The organism is Kitasatospora sp. NPDC018619, from assembly GCF_044391605.1.
Lineage (GTDB): Bacteria > Actinomycetota > Actinomycetes > Streptomycetales > Streptomycetaceae > Kitasatospora.
This window is the reverse complement of record NZ_JBISAI010000001.1, coordinates 619,224-636,561: the sequence shown is the minus strand read 5'-3', so window position 1 is coordinate 636,561 and position 17,338 is coordinate 619,224. Positions and strand designations below refer to the sequence as shown.

Annotated in this window: 13 protein-coding genes; 7 read left to right on the top strand and 6 right to left on the bottom strand. The window is 73.4% G+C overall.

The window, feature by feature from the left end:
- Positions 1-6: 6 nt before the first annotated feature.
- A complete protein-coding gene (locus tag ACH5AR_RS02510) occupies positions 7-1,008 on the bottom strand; it encodes a carbohydrate ABC transporter permease (protein ID WP_396299497.1) in 1,002 nt (333 codons plus the stop codon).
- A 73-nt stretch (positions 1,009-1,081) separates the two neighbouring features.
- Complete coding sequence (locus ACH5AR_RS02505; RefSeq protein WP_396299496.1) at positions 1,082-2,359, bottom strand: extracellular solute-binding protein; 1,278 nt, start codon at positions 2,357-2,359, stop codon at positions 1,082-1,084.
- A 310-nt stretch (positions 2,360-2,669) separates the two neighbouring features.
- On the opposite strand from ACH5AR_RS02505, the gene ACH5AR_RS02500 reads away from it, so the two are divergent.
- The gene (locus ACH5AR_RS02500; protein ID WP_396299495.1) at positions 2,670-3,173 is read left to right on the top strand and encodes a GNAT family N-acetyltransferase; all 504 of its coding nucleotides are present in this window, start codon (positions 2,670-2,672) and stop codon (positions 3,171-3,173) included.
- Here the strand turns inward: ACH5AR_RS02500 and ACH5AR_RS02495 are convergent, their stop codons facing one another.
- Both ACH5AR_RS02495 and ACH5AR_RS02490 read right to left on the bottom strand, forming a co-directional pair.
- Positions 3,174-4,241, bottom strand: coding sequence for an aldose epimerase family protein (locus tag ACH5AR_RS02495; protein ID WP_396299494.1), 1,068 nt, complete (start codon positions 4,239-4,241; stop codon positions 3,174-3,176).
- A 260-nt stretch (positions 4,242-4,501) separates the two neighbouring features.
- Positions 4,502-7,516 (bottom strand): ATP-binding protein, encoded by a 3,015-nt coding sequence (locus ACH5AR_RS02490; protein WP_396299493.1) that lies wholly within the window; start codon positions 7,514-7,516, stop codon positions 4,502-4,504.
- Between the two features lie 310 nt (positions 7,517-7,826).
- On the opposite strand from ACH5AR_RS02490, the gene ACH5AR_RS02485 reads away from it, so the two are divergent.
- The 3 genes from ACH5AR_RS02485 to ACH5AR_RS02475 all read left to right on the top strand — a co-directional run bounded on the left by ACH5AR_RS02485 (position 7,827) and on the right by ACH5AR_RS02475 (position 11,282).
- Positions 7,827-8,774: a terpene cyclase gene (locus ACH5AR_RS02485; RefSeq protein ID WP_396299492.1), complete on the top strand. Its 948-nt coding sequence runs from the start codon at positions 7,827-7,829 to the stop codon at positions 8,772-8,774.
- Positions 8,775-9,229: 455 nt separating this feature from the next.
- The gene (locus ACH5AR_RS02480) at positions 9,230-10,753 is read left to right on the top strand and encodes an aldehyde dehydrogenase family protein (RefSeq protein WP_396299491.1); all 1,524 of its coding nucleotides are present in this window, start codon (positions 9,230-9,232) and stop codon (positions 10,751-10,753) included.
- Between the two features lie 205 nt (positions 10,754-10,958).
- Complete coding sequence (locus ACH5AR_RS02475; protein ID WP_396299490.1) at positions 10,959-11,282, top strand: nuclear transport factor 2 family protein; 324 nt, start codon at positions 10,959-10,961, stop codon at positions 11,280-11,282.
- 101 nt (positions 11,283-11,383) lie between these two features.
- Here the strand turns inward: ACH5AR_RS02475 and ACH5AR_RS02470 are convergent, their stop codons facing one another.
- On the bottom strand, positions 11,384-12,637 hold the full coding sequence (locus ACH5AR_RS02470; RefSeq protein WP_396299489.1) for a serine hydrolase domain-containing protein: 1,254 nt from the start codon (positions 12,635-12,637) through the stop codon (positions 11,384-11,386).
- 177 nt (positions 12,638-12,814) lie between these two features.
- Here ACH5AR_RS02470 and ACH5AR_RS02465 point away from each other — a divergent pair, with 177 nt between their 5' ends.
- The 3 genes from ACH5AR_RS02465 (at position 12,815) to ACH5AR_RS02455 (ending at position 16,324) form a co-directional block, all read left to right on the top strand.
- Positions 12,815-13,324, top strand: coding sequence for an NUDIX hydrolase (locus ACH5AR_RS02465; protein WP_396299488.1), 510 nt, complete (start codon positions 12,815-12,817; stop codon positions 13,322-13,324).
- 49 nt (positions 13,325-13,373) lie between these two features.
- Positions 13,374-14,192: a TetR/AcrR family transcriptional regulator gene (locus tag ACH5AR_RS02460; RefSeq protein ID WP_396299487.1), complete on the top strand. Its 819-nt coding sequence runs from the start codon at positions 13,374-13,376 to the stop codon at positions 14,190-14,192.
- A gap of 263 nt (positions 14,193-14,455) precedes the next feature.
- Positions 14,456-16,324 carry a hypothetical protein gene (locus ACH5AR_RS02455; RefSeq protein WP_396299486.1) on the top strand — a complete coding sequence of 623 codons (1,869 nt, stop codon included), beginning with the start codon at positions 14,456-14,458 and terminating at the stop codon, positions 16,322-16,324.
- Between the two features lie 225 nt (positions 16,325-16,549).
- Here the strand turns inward: ACH5AR_RS02455 and ACH5AR_RS02450 are convergent, their stop codons facing one another.
- Positions 16,550-17,260 (bottom strand): spermidine synthase, encoded by a 711-nt coding sequence (locus tag ACH5AR_RS02450; protein ID WP_396299485.1) that lies wholly within the window; start codon positions 17,258-17,260, stop codon positions 16,550-16,552.
- Between the last annotated feature and the right edge of the window lie 78 nt (positions 17,261-17,338).

The following is a 17,338-nucleotide window of genomic DNA, read 5'->3' as shown; positions in this document are numbered from 1 at the left end:
GGGGCCTCAGCCGTTGGCCTGCTCGTTGCGGGCGAGCCAGCGCCGGTAGAAGGCGGTGAAGACGATCAGGATGGACAGCAGGATCACGCCGTAGGCGGCGGACTGCGCGTAGTCCCGCGGGATCTGGCCGAAGCCGAGGCGGTACGCCCAGGTGACCAGCAGCTGGGCGTCGGGAGCGCCGGTGCCGAACAGCAGGAAGATCACGTTGAACTGGTTGAACGTCCAGATCACGCCGAGCAGGACGACCGTGGAGGAGACCGAGCGCAGCCCGGGCAGGGTGACGTACCGGAAGCGCTGCCAGGCGCCGGCACCGTCCATCTCGGCGGCCTCGTACAGCTCGGCCGGGATCGACTGGAGGCCGCCGAGCAGCGAGATCATCATGAACGGCACGCCGGCCCAGGTGTTCACCATGATCGCGGCCGCCTTCTGCGCCCACGGTTCGGTGAGCCAGCCCGGCTCCGGCAGGTGCAGGAAGGACAGGGCGCTGTTGACGACGCCGCCGTCGGCGAGCATCAGGCGCCAGGAGAAGACGGTGACGAAGGTCGGCACGGCCCACGGCAGGATGAGCAGCATCCGGTAGGCGGCGCGGCCGCGCAGCTTCTGGTTGAGCAGCAGCGCCAGGCCCAGGCCGAGGGAGTAGTGCAGGAAGACGCAGACGGCCGTCCAGGCGACGGTCCAGACGAAGTGCGACCAGAAGCGGTCGTACGAGCCCGGGCCCCACAGGATGTCGGCGTAGTTGTGGAAGCCGACGAACCGGTAGCTCGCCGGGATCTCGTTGACGCCGATCTTGCGGGCCACGTTGAGGCTGTTGGCGTCGGTGAGGGTGAGCCAGATGCCCTCGGCGAGCGGGTAGAGCACCAGCACGCCGAGCACCAGCACGACCGGGGCGATCATCGCGTAGGCGTACCAGTGCTTGGCGTAGGAGCGCTTGACGCGTTCCAGCAGGCCCGGACGCTGCTCGCGCTCCCGGCTGCCCTTGCCGGTGGCGCCCTGCACGGCGACTGACATCGTTTGCACCTTCTCGGGGAGTTCTCGGGGAGCCGACGGCCCGGCCCGTCGGCTGACGGGCCGGGCGCAGGGACTACTTGGCGAAGCCCGGCAGGAGCTTGGCGTAGTCGGTGGCGACGGTGTTCAGCGCGTCCTGGGTGCTGGTGCCCTGGACGACCTTGCCCAGGTTGGTGTTCAGCGAGGCGAGCAGCGAGCTGTACTCGGGCAGCTCGGGGCGCGGCTTGGCGCTGGTCAGCACGGTCTGGAAGCCGGCGATGCCCGGGTCGGCCTTGACGTCGGCGGTGAAGGCGTCGGAGCGGGTGGGCAGGGTGGCGTTCTTCTGCGCGATGAACGCCTGGCTCTCGGCCGAGGTCATGAAGGCGGTGAACTTCTCGGCGGCGGCCTTGTGGGCCTTGTCGGCGCCGGCGTAGACCGAGATGTTGTGGCCGCCGGTCGGGGCGGCGCCCTTGCCGGCGGTGCCGCCGGGGACGGCCGCGATGCCGAGGTTGTTCTTGTCCGCGAAGGCCGAGCCCTTGTAGATGTTGGTGATCTCCCAGGGGCCCTGGATGATCGCCGCGACCTTGCCGCTGTTGAAGGCGTCCATCATGTGCGCGTAGGCGTCGGTGGTGACGTCGGCCTTGGCGGTGCCGGGCGAGGTGAACATCGTCTTGTAGGTCTCGACGGCCTTGACGGCCTCCGGCGAGGTGATGGTGATCTTCTTGCCGGCGGCGTCGACGGTGTCGGTGCCCTCGCCGAACAGGAACGGCAGCGCGTAGTAGCCGTCCGCGGCCTTCAGCCAGAAGCCGTCCACACCGGCCTTCTCCGTGACGGCGGCGGCATCGGCCTTCAGCTCGTCCCAGGTCTTCGGCGCCTCGGTGATGCCGGCCTTGGTGAACAGCTCCTTGTTGTAGAGCAGTCCGAGGGTGTCGGTCACCAGCGGCACGCCGTACAGCTTGCCCTCGTACTTGGCCTGCTGGATCAGGCTGGGCTGGAAGGCGGAGGTGTCGGCAGCGGCCGGGGTGCCGTCCAGCGGCTCCAGGTAGCCGGCCTTGGCGAAGGCGGCGGTCCAGCCGACCTCGGAGCGGAACACGTCCGGAGCACCCTTGGCCCCCATCGCGGTCTGGAGCTTGTTCTGGGCCTGGTCGAACGGCACGTTGACGAAGTCGACCTTGATGGTCGGGTTCGCAGCCTCGAACTTCTTGACGAGCTCCTGGTAGTTCGGCGCCTCGTTGGTGGCGTTCGACGTGTCCCAGTACGTGAGGGTGACCGGCCCGTCGGCCTTGCCGTCGGAGCTGGAGCCGCTGCTGCCACAGGCAGCCATCGAGACCGCGAGGGCCACAACGAGGGCAGAGGCCGCGATGCCACGCCGCATGAGAACTCCTTGGGAGGGTGGGGATGCCCGAGATGTTCGGAGGCAGGCGCATAATGGCTGCCTCGTGCCGACCGCACCGTTGCTGCCGTCGGGCTCGGGAAGGAAGTTAACAGCGGCGCAAGAGGGACGGAAAGTCCTTGCAGCAAGTTTCTGCAAGAAACGGCGATCGTTACGCCCGCGTGTCCTGGAAGTTGCCGCACGGTAGTCGACGCCGGTGCGAAATGCCGTGATTCGCCCGGATCGCCCCTCCATGGACTGGCCGGCGGAACCACCATGCGTGGCCGAAAACGCGCTGCAGCAGACTGGACGCATGCGAATCAGAGCCGTCACCAGGGACGAACTTCCGCTGCTCGCCGAGCTGGAGCGGGCCGCCGGCGCGCCCTTCGCCACGATCGGCATGCCCGAGATCGCCGAGGACGAGCCCCCGGCGCCGGAGGAGCTGGCGCACTACCTCGACCAGGGCGTCGCCCTGCTCGCCGAGGCCCCCGACGGAAGCGTCGCCGCCTACCTGCTGGCCGAGCCGGTGGACGGCGCGCTCCACATCGAACAGGTCTCGGTCCACCCCGACCACGCCCGCCGCGGCATCGGCCGGGCCCTGATCGAGCACCTCGCCGAGAGCACCGACGCCCCCGCTCTCACCCTCACCACCTTCGCCGAGGTCCCCTGGAACGCCCCCTACTACGCCCGCTGCGGCTTCCGGCCGCTGGCCGGTGAGGAGCTCACCCCGGGCCTGCGCGAGATCCGCCGCAAGGAGGCCGAGCACGGGCTGGACCGCTGGCCCCGGCTCTGCATGCGCCGGGACCTGCGGCCGTAGCTAGGGCCGGACCCCCAGCCGAAGCACGGTCGTGGAGCGGAACTCCTCCCCCGGCCGCAGCTCCGTGCTGGGGAACTCCGGATGGTGCGGGGAGTCCGGGAAGTGCTGGGTCTCCAGGGCGATCCCGGCGAACGGCCCGTACGGGACGCCGCTCGCACCGGTCACAGCGCCCTGGAACTTGTTCGCCGTATAGACCTGGAGCCCCGGCTCGGTGGTCAGCACCTCCAGGGTGCGGCCGCTGGCCGGGTCCTCCAGCAGCGCGGCCCGGGCCGGGGTGCCGTCCGCCGGCCGGGCCCGCAGCACCCAGTTGTGGTCGTAGCCGCCCGGGCCGACCAGCTGGGGGTGCTCGTCGTGCACCGACTTGCCGATCGGCGTGGCCACCGTGAAGTCGAAGGGCGTGCCCGCCACCGGCTCGGTCCGGCCGTACGGGATCTGCCGCTCGTCGGCCGGGGTGTACGCGTCGGCGTCCAGGGTGAGCAGGTGGCCGAGCACGTCGCCGCTGCCCTCACCCGCCAGGTTGAAGTACGCGTGGTTGGTCAGGTTGACGACCGTCGGCTTGGTGGTGACGGCGCGGTAGGCGATCACCAGCTCGCCGGAGGCGTCCAGGGTGTAGGTGACGGTGACGTCCAGGGCGCCGGGGAAGCCCTGGTCCCCGTCCCGGCTGTGCAGTGCCAGCCGCACCCCGCCCTCGACCGGCTCGGCCGCCCACATCCGGTGCGCGAAGCCGTCCGGGCCGCCGTGGAGGGTCATACCGCCGCCGGTCGGGGCGAGCTGGTGCTCCACACCGTCGACGGTGATCGACGAGCGGTCGATCCGGTTGGCGTACCGGCCCACCACCGTGCCGTAGTGCCGGGCCGGGCCGAGGATCTCGGACAACCGGTCGGTGGACAGGAGCAGTTGGGCGCAGCGGCCGGAGCGGTCCGGGGCGCTCAGGGTGTGCAGCGTCGCGCCGAGGGTGAGCACGCTCGCCTCGTACGGGCCGGCCGTGAGCGTCCAGCGCTCGATCGCGGCGCCCGCGCCCGAGGCGTCCAGGGGTTCGTGCCGCACGCTGGTGGCCTCGCTCGCCATTGGCCTGCTCCTCACTGGCGGCGGCGTCGCACCGCGGCCGCCCGGTTCCGGGTCCGTCGAGGGGCGCCGCGGCAGCCCCGTGTCCGTCAGCCTAGCGACGGCAGCGGCCGTGGAGGCGCTCCCGCGGGCCCGCACGCCGCCCGGCGCGCCGCGACCGACCACCGCGCGCCGGGCCCCGACCGCAGAAGCAGCCGCCTGCGCTCCCAGTCGTCCGGTTCGCCCGACCGGCCCTGGTCCCGCTGCCGCCGCCGCCTGCGCTGCTAGTCGTCCAGCTCCCCCGACCGGCCCTGGTCCCGCTGCTGCTGCGGCAGCCCGAGCGCCGAGGCCAGGCCGTCCGGCCCGCTGCCCGCCTTGCGGTAGACCGCCGCCAGTCGGCGGTTGACCAGGCCGATCGGCACCCCGAGCTCGTCGGCGATCCGCTGCGGCGGCACGCCCTGCACGGCCCGCTTGGCGACCTCCCACTCCGCGCTGCTGAGCGTGTCGATGGTGTCCCGGAAGTCGCGCGGCCCGACCCGGTTGGGCCGCAGTCCGTAGTTGGCCAGCTCCTGCCTCGCCCGGTCGACCAGCCCCTCCGCCGAACAGTGCTGGGCCAGCTCGATGCCCTGGTACAGGCACTCCTGGGCGTCGTCCAGCCGCCCGACCCGGCGCAGCGCGGCACCGAGGTCGACCAGCGCCACGGCGTGCTCGTACCCGGCCGGGGACTGCCCGAGGTGGGCCACGGCGTCCTCCAGCAGTTCGACCGCCGCCCGGCCGTGCTCGACCCGCGCCTGGAGGCGCAGCGCGCTGCCGATCGCCGAGGCGGTGCCGAAGGTGCGGGCGTCCCGGACCGCCTGCTCGGCGTAGCCCCGGGCGCGCTCGGGTTCGTCGTCCGCGATCGCGATGGCGAGGTGGCCGGCCCAGGGCGCCCAGACGGTGTTGCGCCAGCCGCGGACCGCCAGCTGGGCGCCCGCCTCGGTGAGCGCGGCGGCCGCACCCGCGTACCGGTTCTTGGCGACCAGCAGCTTGCCGTACAGCGAGGCGGCGTCCGGCAGCACCATGGCCGTCGAGTGGTACGGCGGGTGGAAGCCGAAGTCGTTGGCCGTCTCCCAGGCGTCGGCGACCCGCCCGCGGGCGATCAGGGTGTCGACCAGCACGCCGACCGCGTCCCAGGCCAGCGGCAGCTTCTCGCCGATCCGCTCGGAGATGCGGAACGCCCGGCGCAGGAAGTCCTCGGCCTCGGCGAGCAGACCGCGGCGGAAGCGGGCCAGCCCCATCAGGAAGTACGCGAAGCCCCGGTGGGCACCGCTCCAACCGGCGATCTCGAACTGGATGATGGCGTCCGCCGCCAGCCGTTCGGCCTGGGCGATGCGGTCGTTGTAGATGTACGTCAGGCAGAGCATCGAGGGCAGCTCGAAGCCCCAGGTGGTGTCAGTCCAGCCGAGGCCCTTGGGCAGCCTGCCGCCGTCGAGGACCTCGTCGGCGAGCGCGAGCGCCTCGCTGGAGGACTCGCCGCGCAGGGTGAGGTCCCAGGCTCGCATGGCGAGCACGGCCCGGTCGGCCGCGTCCCGCCCTTCCAGGTTGCGGCACATCTCGCCGAGCCGGGCGGAGCGGCCGGGGCCGTCCTCCTCGGACTTGCGGAAGGCGTGCCACATGAACGAGGCGGCCTGGAGCCGCTGGCGCCCGGCCGGGTCGCTGGTCTGTTCGGCGGCCCGCTGGCAGACCAGCGCGGCCTCGCCCAGCTCACCGGCGTGGGCGAGCACTTCGGAGAGCCGGAAGTTGGCGTCCACCCGCAGTTCGGGGCGCAGCGGCACCTCGTCGGGGTCGAGGGCCAGCTTGAGCTGGTTGACGGTCGCGACGGGATCGGTGAGCAGGGCGGAGCAGCCGAGTTCGTAGAGCACCTCGGCCTTGATCTCGTCGGCGGGCGGCTCCTCCAGCGCGCGGTGCAGACAGCGCTGAGCGGCTTCGGGAGCGCCGATCAGCTGGTGTTCGATGGCGGCGCGGCGCAGCTTCCTGACGATCCGGTCGTCGCCCTCGCCGGAGTGGGTCTCGACCAGGTGCCGGGAGGCGGCGAGCAGGCCGAGCCCGGCGTTCTCGATCTCGGCGGCGGCGATGCCGTGCATGCCGAGGCGGGTGGCGTCCGGCATGGTGTTGTAGATGGAGCTGGCGATCAGCGGGTGGACGAACTCCAGGTTCCCGTTGGGGGTCTGGGTCAGCACGCGCTGCTTGCGCAGCTGCTTGATGGACTCGCGGGCGCCTTCGGTGGTCTGGGTGGAGATCCGGGTGGCGAGGTCGACCCGGATGTCGGTGCCCAGCATGGCGCAGGCCCAGGCGAAGCGCAGGGTGCTGGCGCCGAGCTGGTCCAGCCAGCTCTTGAGGGTCATCCCGGTCGCGTCGACGGCGAGTTCGCGCAGCTGCCGGGAGTTCTCCTCGACCGGTTCGAGCTCCTGGTCGCGGACCTGGTCGAGCAGGCGGCCGACCTCGAAGGGGTTGCCGTTGACGACGTTCCAGAACTCGTAGCAGAAGGCCTCCTCGGCCTTGTCGCCGAGTTCGGCCCGGATCATGTCGGTGACGGAGCTGAGGTTGAGCCGGTTGAGCTCGTGCTTGCGGCCCTTGAGCGCGAGGACGTCGCGCCGGAAGTCGTGGGTCTCGGTGGGCCAGTCGTTCTCGTCCTCCCGGAAGGCGAACACGAGCAGCACGGGAAGTTCACTCGATCGAATGGCGAATTTGGTCAGCCAGGAGAGCGATTCCCCGTCCGCCCAGTGCAGGTCGTCGACGATCATCACCATCGGCGCGCGGCGCGGTGCGAGCTGGGTGAGGACGTAGTCGAGGCCGTCGCGCACGCCCTGCGGGTCGAGCCGGCGGGCCCCGGCCTTGGGCTGCTTGAGGCCCATGGCCGGCCCGACGACCTCTTCCCAGGTGCCCATGACCTGCTTGAACGCCGCCGGGTCCAGGCCGCTGAGCACGGGCTGGAGCAGCTGGCGCAGCACGTGGTACGGCTCCTTGAACTGCCGTTCGCCGCCGCGGCCGAAGAGCACGGTGGTACCGTCGCGCAGCTTGGCGAGCCGCCGGACCTCGTGCAGCAGACTGGTCTTGCCGATGCCGGGGCGGCCGGAGAAGGTGAGCAGGTCACCGATCTCGGTGCCGCCTGCGGCGAAGCCTCGGCAGAGCCGGTCGACGGCGGCCTCCACCGAGCGCAGTTCGGCGTCGCGGTCACGCAGCCGGACCCTGGGCCCGGCACCGCTGCCGTCGTGGGCGGAACCAGCACCCGCCCGATTCGCGTTCTCCTGCTCGGTCACCGTCGCGCCTCCGCCTCGCCCACTCGCGTCACAGCCCCATCACTGCGTGGAGCCGAGATTAGCGCCGTACGAACCTTCCCGTGGGACATTCGTGCAGGCTGGGGCGGACGGTGAGGGTTCGGGCTGTTGGCGAGGGGCAACTCCCCTGTATCCCTAACGTCCGATCATTACATCAGATACCCTACGGCCTTCGAGGTGCGGATGATCTTGCCAAGCCCACCCCCACCGTTCGCGCGCCGCCGCGCCAACTCCCCCCACCATCAGTGCTCGAACACCAAGTGCCCCCACCCTCCGCTGCACCGGGAGTCCGATGTCTGACGACACTTCACTTCAGATTCCGTTCCCGCACCGCCGCAGTCCGCACGGCCAGCGCGCCTCCGCACTGCACCGGGACTGGCTGATCCGCCACCCCCTGCTGCCCGACGCCGACCACCCCGGCTACGCCCACTGGGAGGTGGTGGACCTCGCCGCACTCGGCTACCCCGATGCCGGCCCGGACGAACTCGCCCTGGCCGCCGACCTCATGGGCTTCTACTTCCTCTTCGACGACCAGTTCGACGGCCCGCTCGGCCGCCGCCCCACCGAAGTGGCCCCGATCTGCGAACGGCTGATCGCCGTCCTGCACGGCGCCCGGCCCGACCAGCGCTCCCCGGTCGAGACCGCGTTCGCCGACCTGTGGGACCGCAGTGTGCAGGGCATGCCGGCCCGCTGGCAGGCCCGTGCCGCCTACAACTGGGAGTACTACCTGGCCAGCCATCCGGCCGAGGCCGCCGGGCGGATCTCCACCCGGCCCCCGGACCGCGACGGCTACCTGGAGCTCCGGCGGGGCACCGCGGCGATGGAGACCATCTTCGACATGGTCGAACGCCTGGGCCAGTTCGAAGTCCCGGCGGCCGTCCTGCACCACCCGGTGCTGCGTCAACTCCGCCAGCTGGCGGCCGACATACCGTCACTGAGCAACGACGTGCGCTCGTACCCGCTGGAGGCGCCGCGCGGGGACGTGAACAACCTGGTCATGATCGTCCAGCGGGAGCGGCGCTGCTCGGCCGAGGACGCCTGCGCAGCGGTGATCGCCGAGGCCCAGCTGATGGTCGACCGCTGCGCCGACCTGCGCGACCGACTGCCGGACGTCCACCGTGAGTTGGGCCTCTCCCGGATCGAACGCACGATCGCCGAACGGTACGCCGACGGGCTGCTCACCTGGCTGGCCGGCTACCTCAGCTGGGAGGCCCGCACCGGCCGGTACCACGCGGTCTGACCGGCGCGCACCCGGAGGGGTCCGACGGGGCGTGCGGCGGCACGCCCCGAGAGCGCCCCGGCCGTCGTGCGGCGGCGTGCGGCGGCACGCCCCGAGAGCGCCACTGCGACCGCGCGGCGGCGTGCGGCGGCATCCGCAGGGAGGAGGCGGGACCGCGCGCCCCCTCGGTACATCCGGCTCCGGCGCCGCTCCGCACCCCCGCACATGATCGGAAACGACCGCAAGCGACCGGAGCCGACCGAGCGGCGCACCCTCCGTACCGGCTCGGCGTACGGACCGTAGCCGCGTGGCCGTCCGGCGGCTATCGTGCTCGACGGCGGGCGCCTGGCGGGGCGCCGGCCCGATTGCGTGTCCGACCCCTCCCGCCGGACCGCCTCCGACCGGGGCGGTGCGGCGCGCCGCCCGCGGCTCGGCGCCGCGCCGGCGGCACCCGACGCAGCGAGGAGACACCGAGCATGACGGTCTACCAGCCCCCCGGTACCCCCGGCAGCATCGTCGCCTACCGCTCCCGGTACGAGCACTGGATCGGCGGCGCGTGGACGCCCCCGGCCCGCGGCGAGTACTTCGGCAACCCGACCCCGGTCACCGGCGAGGTGTTCACCGAGGTCGCCCGGGGCACCGCCGAGGACATCGAGGCCGCCCTGGACGCGGCCCACGCCGCCGCCCCGGCCTGGGGCCGCACCTCGGCCGCCGAGCGGGCACAGGTGCTGCTGCGGGTCGCCGACCGGATGGAGGCCAACCTGGAGCAGCTGGCCGTCGCGGAGAGCTGGGACAACGGCAAGCCGGTGCGCGAGACGCTGGCCGCCGACCTCCCGCTCGCGGTCGACCACCTGCGCTACTTCGCCGGTGCGCTGCGCGCCCAGGAGGGCAGCCTCTCCCAGCTGGACGAGGACACCGTGGCCTACCACTTCCACGAGCCGCTGGGCGTGGTCGGCCAGATCATCCCGTGGAACTTCCCGATCCTGATGGCGGTCTGGAAGCTCGCCCCGGCGCTCGCGGCCGGCAACGCGGTCGTCCTCAAGCCCGCCGAGCAGACCCCGGTCTCGGTGCTGCTGCTCGCCGAGCTGACCGCCGACCTGCTGCCGCCCGGCGTGGTCAACATCGTCACCGGCTTCGGCGAGGAGGCGGGCGCCCCGCTGGCCGCCAGCCCCCGGATCCGCAAGATCGCCTTCACCGGCGAGACCGGCACCGGTCGGCTGATCGCCCGCTCGGCCGCCGACAACCTGATCCCGGCCACGCTGGAGCTCGGCGGCAAGAGCCCCAACCTGTTCTTCGCGGACGTCGCCGCCGCCTCGGACGCCTTCTACGACAAGGCCGTCGAGGGCTTCGCGATGTTCGCCCTCAACCAGGGCGAGGTCTGCACCTGTCCCAGCCGCGCGCTGATCGACTCCGCGATCTACGACCGGCTGCTCTCCGACGGTCTGGACCGGGTACGGGCGATGCGCCAGGGCAACCCGCTGGACACCGAGACCCAGGTCGGCGCCCAGGCCAGCGTCGAGCAGCTGAAGAAGATCCTCTCCTACTTCGAGATCGGCCAGGACGAGGGCGCCCGGATCCTGGTGGGCGGCGAGCGGGCCGACCTCGGCGGCGCGCTGGCCGGCGGGTACTACGTCACGCCGACGGTGTTCGAGGGCGTCAACGCGATGCGGGTCTTCCAGGAGGAGATCTTCGGCCCGGTCGTCTCGGTCACCCGCTTCGACGGCTTCGACCAGGCCGTCGCCCTCGCCAACGACACCCAGTACGGGCTCGGCGCGGGCGTCTGGACCCGCAACATCAACACCGCCCACCGGGCCGGGCGCGCCATCCAGGCGGGCCGGGTCTGGACGAACTGCTACCACGCCTACCCGGCCCACGCCGCCTTCGGCGGCTACAAGAACTCCGGCATCGGGCGGGAGACCCACAAGGCGCTCCTGGAGCACTACCAGCAGACCAAGAACCTGCTCGTCAGCTACTCCCCCGACGCGGTCGGGTTCTTCTAGGCGCCGGAAGCGGAGCGGGAGGCCCGCCGGGGGCCTCCCGCTCCCTCACCACTCCCCGTGGCGGGCTCCGGGGCGAATCGCCCGTTCCGGGGATCAAAGCACATGAATGCGGCCGATTCGCCGACGCGCCGCCGACATGCCCGGACGGCCCGCGCGAAAGCCGTAGACAGGACTCCCCGCACCCCTCCGATCCGGGAGCCCCCGCGTGACCATCGCCCCCGCCAAACTCAGCGACCCCACCGTCCGCGCCTTCGTGACCGCCGTCAACGCGGGCGACCGCGAGGCCCTCCTCGCACTGCTCGCCCCGGGCGCGACCATGTCCGACGACGGGTCCGAGCGCGACCTGACGGACTGGGTCGAGCGCGAGATCTTCGGCCCGAACGGCCGGATGGCCGTCCAGACCGAGTCGAACGGCGGCCGCGCGCTGGTCGCCGAGTTCACCAACGACACCTGGGGCACGATGCGCACCGCCTGGCGCTTCACCGTCGAGGGCGACAGGATCAACCGCTTCGAGACCGGCCAGGCCTGAGGCCGGCCCGCCCCACGAGGTCGCCCGCCCCACGAGGTCGCCCGCCCCACGAGGTCGCCCGCCCGCCGAGCCGTCGGCCGGTCGGCCCTCCGCCGTCCCGGTCAGCCCGCCAGCCCCAGGCACCCCCGCACCGCGCGGATCAGGTTCCGCGAGCGGACGTCCCCGGTGACCCCCGGCTGCATGCCGTTGGTGACGTAGCCGAAGCCGAGACCCAGGTCGGGGTCGGCGAAGCCCAGCGAACCGCCCCGCCCCGGGTGGCCGAAGCTCGCCGGGGAGGCCATCGGCGCGGTCGGGCCGTGCCGCCAGAAGCCCAGGCCGAAGGTGGAGTTGACGATCAGCACCCGGTCTGGCCCGCTCACCGCGGGCCGGACGGCTCGTGCGAGCGTCTCGGGGCCGAGCAGCGGCGGCAGCAGCCCGCCGGAGCCGTCCGGGCGGTCGGCCGCCCCGATCAGCGCCGCGTAGAACCGGGCCAGCGAACGGGCGGTGCCGATGCCGCCGCCCCCGGGGATCTCGGCGGCCTGCACCGCAGGGTCGTTGAGGTCCACCCCGGCGCGCACCGAGGCGAAGGAGCGGGCGGTCAGCGAGGACGGATCCTGGTAGGCGTCCCGGACGGCCTGCTTGGGCCGCACCCGCAGGCCGCCCGGGCCGGACCGGGCCGCCTCCGGGGCCGGCAGGTCGACCAGTCTGCCGACCCGTGGCTCGGCACCGGCCGGCAACCCGATCCACAGGTCCAGCCCGAGCGGCCGGGCGACCTCCTCGGCGAAGTACCGGCCGATCGTCCGGCCGCTCACCCGGCGCACCACCTCGCCGACCAGCCAGCCGAAGGTGTACGGGTGGTAGCCGTGCGCGGTGCCGGGCTCCCAGGCGGGCTCCTGCGCGGCGACGGCGGCCACGGCGCGCTCCCAGGTGAGCACGTCCTCCAGGCGCAGCGGCACGTCCAGCGCGGGGACCCCGGCCTGGTGCGAGAGCAGCTGGCTCACCGGGACCCGGCCCTTGCCGGCCGCCGCGAACTCCGGCCAGTACGAGGCGGCCGGGGCGTCCAGGTCGAGCAGCCCGCGCTCGGCCAGCAGCAGCGCGGCGGTCGCGGTCATGCCCTTGGTGACGGAGCGCAGCACCTGCGCGGTGTCCGCCGTCCACGGCACCGCGGGCGCCGGGCGGCCGCCGACCTCCGGGCGGGCGTCGCCGCCCCACAGGTCGACCACCTTGCGGCCGCGCACGTACAGCGCGAAGGCCGCGCCGAGCTCGCCGTAGTCGGCGAAGTTCCGTATGAAGGCCGCCCGTACGGGCTCGAACCCCTCAGCCGTCCCGCCCTGGATCTCCACCACCGTGCGCCGTCCGTCCTCGACCCGTTCCACTGCTTCTCGTGCCGCCCGCGTCCGGTGTCGATCCCTCCGATCCCGCCTCCGAGTCCCCGTTCGAGCGCCGATCCGGGCGCCCGTACGAGCGCCCGTTCGATAACCCCTCGATCGACTCTGAATCGAATCCGGTTCGAATTCGTTCGGACCAAGCCCCGAAACCCTAACCTGTCCCCCATGACCAACCCTGCCGAGGAACTGCTGGACATCGTCGACGAGCACGACCGCGTGGTCGGGACCGCCCTGCGCGGCGAGGTGTACCGGCGCGGGCTCACCCACCGCTGCGTCTTCATCCTGGTCCGCGACCCGGCCGGGCGGATCTTCGTCCACCGCCGCACCGACACCAAGCTGTTCGCCCCCGGCGCGTACGACATGTTCGTGGGCGGCGTGGTCGGATCCGGCGAGTCCTACGCCGAGGCAGCCGTCCGCGAGGCCGAGGAGGAGCTCGGCGTCGAGGGCATCGCACCGCGCCCGCTGTTCAGGTTCCTCTTCGAGCAGGACCGGCTCTCCTGGTGGTGCGACGTGTACGAGGCCGAGTGGGACGGCCCGGTCTCCCCCCAGGAGTCCGAGGTCGCCTGGCACGCCTGGCTCACCCCCGACGAACTCGCCGACCGCCTCGGACGCGACACCTTCGTCGCCGACGGCCGCGAGGCCTACCGCCGCTACCTGGCCCTCCGGACCGCCTGAGGCCGACCGGTGGTGGGGGCCGGGGCTCCGACGAACTAGGGTGGCGCGCATGGCCTCCCGCACGCCGTCCCCGACGGCCGACCGCCCAGCACGGACCCCCGCCGCCGCCCGGGCCGCGGGCGAGCGCCCGAGGCGGCGGCTGAGCGTGGACGAACGGCGGGAGCAGCTGATCGCCGTGGCGCTGGAGCTGTTCAGCCGACGGCCGCCGGAGGAGGTGTCGATCGACGACATCGCCGCCGCCGCGGGCGCCTCCCGGCCGCTGGTGTACCACTACTTCCCCGGCAAGCAGGCGCTGTACGAGGAGTCACTGCGGCGGGCCGGGCAGGAGCTGTCGACCCGGTTCGAGGAGCCGATGGAGGGGCCGCTGTCGGAGCGGCTGTACCGCGTGATGGGCCGCTACCTGGACTTCGTGCAGAGCCACGGTCCGGGTTTCGCGGCGCTGCTGCGCGGCGGCTCGGTGGCGGCCAGCGCGGGCACCTCGGCGGTGATCGACGAGGTCCGCCGGGCGGCGCAGGAGCAGATCCTCGCCCACCTCGCGATCCCGACGCCGAGCGTCGGGCTGCGGCTGACCGTCCGGGCCTGGATCGCCAACGCCGAGATCACCTCGCTGGAGTGGCTGGCCGAGCGCTCGGTGCCGCTGGAGGAGCTCCGGCTGCACCTGGTGCAGGAGTTCGTCGCCTCGCTCACCCTCACCGCCGCCCGTGAGCCGGCCCTCGCCGCCGAACTGGCTTCCTTCTTCGCCGACGAGCGTCCGGAGGGCCCGACCGGGCGCCTGGTGCGGGACCTCGCGGGGTTGTTCGCTGTCCCGGGGATCGTCGAGGCCGTCACCGCGCTGGCCGCCGACCCGGCTGACGGCGGGGCTCCGTAGGACGGTCCGTTCGTCCGGTAGGCCGGTCGTCCGTCGGTCCGGTAGTCCGTTGGTCCGGTAGTCCGTTGGTCCGTTGGTCCGTCGCTCGGGCCGGAGCCACGGTCGCGGCGGCCCTCCGGGTGATCATCGGGTCATCCTGCGGTTCGGTCGGGGCGGTGGGCTCTGATAGGAATGAGCAGGGATTTGACGGTCCGACGCCGTGGCGACGGCCCGCTCCCACCGAACCACCGACGGCAGACGGAGCAGAGCGGGGGGCTCACCAGGTGACCCAGGACGTCCAGTTCAGCGCGGAGGCCAACCCCTTCGCGGCGGCCGAGCAGGTCTGCGCGACCCTCGGCACCCTCACCGACGCCCTGTTCGACGAACACACCTCGCGGTATCCGGCGGCCTCGCTGAGCGCCCTGCGAACGGCCGGGCACCCGGCCGGCGAGGCGCTGTTCGGCCTGCCGCTGGCCCCCAACGGCCCGGTGCACGCCGCCCTCGACCGACTCGGCACGGTGACCACCGCGGGCACCGCGCGTCCGGGTACCGGCGCGCGGCTCACCGAGCGGGTGGTCGCCGCGCTCCAGGCCCGGTACGGCGGCGGCGCGGTGCGCGGCGCCATCGCCGACCGGGGCACCACCTCGGCCGCGCTGTTCCAGCTGCCGGTCACCGGCGAGTTCGCCGACGCCAAGCTGCGCCCGCCGTTCGCCCCCGCGCTGGCCGCGCTGGCGGCCGGGCAGCAGACCCGCCAGCCGTTCGAACTGCCCACCGGCGCGGGCGCCGAGGTGCGGCTGGTCGTGCCGCCCGGCTTCCACGCGCTGACCTCCCCGGGCGGGCCTCCTGGCGTCTCCGCCCGGTCCGTGCCCCCGCTGCCCGACGGCGCGGACCGGACCGGCGGCACCGCCCCGGCCACCGCGGCAGCCGCCGAGGAGGCGGCCCGGCACCTGGCGGAGGTCGCCGAGGAACTGTTCAGCGCCGCCGGTCCGGAGCCGCGGCGCGACTTCGCGGTGATCTCCGCCACCCTGACCGACCTGATCCGCGACGCGGGCGTGGTGTACGCCGGCGTCTGCGCCCTGGAGCTGGGCGACCGCACCTCGGACGCCGCCCTGGTCGTCTCGCTCGCCCGGCACCCGCTGCCGATCACCGCGCTCGCCACCGAGCTGGCCACCGTCCGGCGGCACGCCGAGGTGTGGACCGTGCTGCTGCCCGCCGGGCCGGCCGCCGTCCTGGTCGAGGGCCGGACCGTCCCGGTGCCCGGACCACTGGCCGCCGACGGCCAGCGGCGCTGGGTGGTCACCTCGGCCGTGCAGGCCTTCGTACCGCTGCCGGACGGTGGGACGGTGCTGTGCGCCCAGCTGTCCACGGCGCGGCCGGAGGACTGGGAGCTGTACACGGAGGCGTTCGCGGAGCTGCTGAAGAGCGTCCAGTTCGGCTGGGACGGGGTGCCGGCCCCGAGCGCCGTGGCCGCCGTCCCGGCTGCCCTGGCCCCGGCCGCGACTCAGGCTCCGGAGCCGGCTCCGGCCCCTGCCGCCGTCGCCGTCGCAGAGGCCCCGGAGCCGATGCCGGAGGAGAAGCCGGTGCACCTGCGCGGCACCCCGGTGCGGGTGCCTCCCGCGGACTTCAACCCCTTCGCGCCGGTCGCGGACGCCCCGGCCGCCGACGCGGGCGGGGCGACGGCCCCGGCGGAGGCCGAGGGCGCCCCGAAGGGCACCCCGGTGATGATCCCGCCGCCGGACTTCAACCCCTTCGCCATGGCCGCCCTCCCGGAGGGACCGGGCGAGGCACCCGCCACCCAGCCGGCCGGAGCAGCTCAGGTCCCCGATCCGTTCGGGACCACGGTCACGGCCGATCAGCAGGCCGACCCGTTCGAGACCACCCTGCCCGCCCAGGGGCCCGCCGTCCCGCCGCCGCCCTCGACCCCGCCCGTCATCCCGGCCCGGGCACCGGCCGCCGGGGCCGGGGCGGCGGAGCACGGTGCGGCGCAGGCCGGGGACGCGGAGGGGCCGAAGCCGGGCAAGGGCACGCCGGTGATGATCCCGCCGCCGGACTTCAACCCCTTCGCCATGGCCGCCCTCCCGGACGGACCGGCGGCCGAGCCGGAGCCGGAAGCGGAGGCGCAGACCGCGCCGGAGAACCGACCGTTCGGCTGACCCTGAGCTCGGGCTGGGCGGGAATGCGGACGGGGCGGCGGGCGGCGGGCGGCGGTCGGCCGAGAGATGACAAGTAACAGATTTCAGATTTCGTTCGCTGAAATCTGAAATCTGTCAGCTGTCAGCCGCTGCCCCACATCCGACCGCCGCCGCCGGACACCGAACGCCAACCGTCAAGCCCCACAGGCGGGTTCGCCCCCGCCACCACCCGGCCAGCAGTGCTCCTCAGCCCGCCCGCCGGGCCAGGTGCACGACGTCCGGCACTCCGCGGGCGACCGGGATCTCGTGCGTCACCACGTCCGAGAACCCCGCCGTCCGCAGGGCCTCCTCGAAAGCCGCGGAGGGCTGTGCGCTCCACACCGCCAGCACCCCGCCCACCCGCAGCCGGTGCCACAGCACCGCCAGGCCGTCGACGCCGTACAGCCCGTCGTTGGACTCGGTGACGGTCCAGTCCGGCCCGTTGTCGATGTCCAGGCACAGGGCGTCGTAGCGCTCGCCGTCCGCCGCCGCGAGGTACTCCAGCAGGTCCGTGTGGAGCACCTCGACCCGGGCGTCCTCCAGCGCACCGCCGGAGAAGGCGCCGAGCGGGCCGGTCCGGTGCCAGTCGATGATCGCGGTCTCCCGCTCGACGACGGCGATCCGCCCCCAGCGGGGCTCGGCCGCCGCGTACGCCAGCGAGAAGCCGACCCCGAGGCCGCCGATCAGCACCGACGGCCTCTCGACCGGCCCGCCCGTACGGTCCAGCTCGTCCAGCGCCGCCTGGATCAGCAGCCGCTCCGAGCGGCCGTCGGCGGTGTCCATCAGGAAGCAGCCGTTGGCGATGATCTCGAAGTCCCGCCCGCGCTGCCGGAGCACCACCTCGCCGTACGGGCCCTCCCGCCGGTCGAGCGTGACGACGGCCTCACGGCCGTCACGTTCGGGCAGTGCGGTGGTCATCCGTGCTCCTTGGCGGACTCGGGCAAGCTCGGCTGCGGGGCCGCCCCGGGACGGACCGGGACGGACACCCGCCCGACT

Excerpts from the sequence above, each read along its gene's own strand:
- ACH5AR_RS02510 (WP_396299497.1), bottom strand. The coding sequence starts at position 1,008 with ATGTCAGTCGCCGTGCAGGGCGCCACCGGCAAGGGCAGCCGGGAGCGC.
- ACH5AR_RS02505 (WP_396299496.1), bottom strand. The coding sequence starts at position 2,359 with ATGCGGCGTGGCATCGCGGCCTCTGCCCTCGTTGTGGCCCTCGCGGTC.
- ACH5AR_RS02500 (WP_396299495.1), top strand. The coding sequence starts at position 2,670 with ATGCGAATCAGAGCCGTCACCAGGGACGAACTTCCGCTGCTCGCCGAG.
- ACH5AR_RS02495 (WP_396299494.1), bottom strand. The coding sequence starts at position 4,241 with ATGGCGAGCGAGGCCACCAGCGTGCGGCACGAACCCCTGGACGCCTCG.
- ACH5AR_RS02485 (WP_396299492.1), top strand. The coding sequence starts at position 7,827 with ATGTCTGACGACACTTCACTTCAGATTCCGTTCCCGCACCGCCGCAGT.
- ACH5AR_RS02480 (WP_396299491.1), top strand. The coding sequence starts at position 9,230 with ATGACGGTCTACCAGCCCCCCGGTACCCCCGGCAGCATCGTCGCCTAC.
- ACH5AR_RS02465 (WP_396299488.1), top strand. The coding sequence starts at position 12,815 with ATGACCAACCCTGCCGAGGAACTGCTGGACATCGTCGACGAGCACGAC.
- ACH5AR_RS02460 (WP_396299487.1), top strand. The coding sequence starts at position 13,374 with ATGGCCTCCCGCACGCCGTCCCCGACGGCCGACCGCCCAGCACGGACC.
- ACH5AR_RS02450 (WP_396299485.1), bottom strand. The coding sequence starts at position 17,260 with ATGACCACCGCACTGCCCGAACGTGACGGCCGTGAGGCCGTCGTCACG.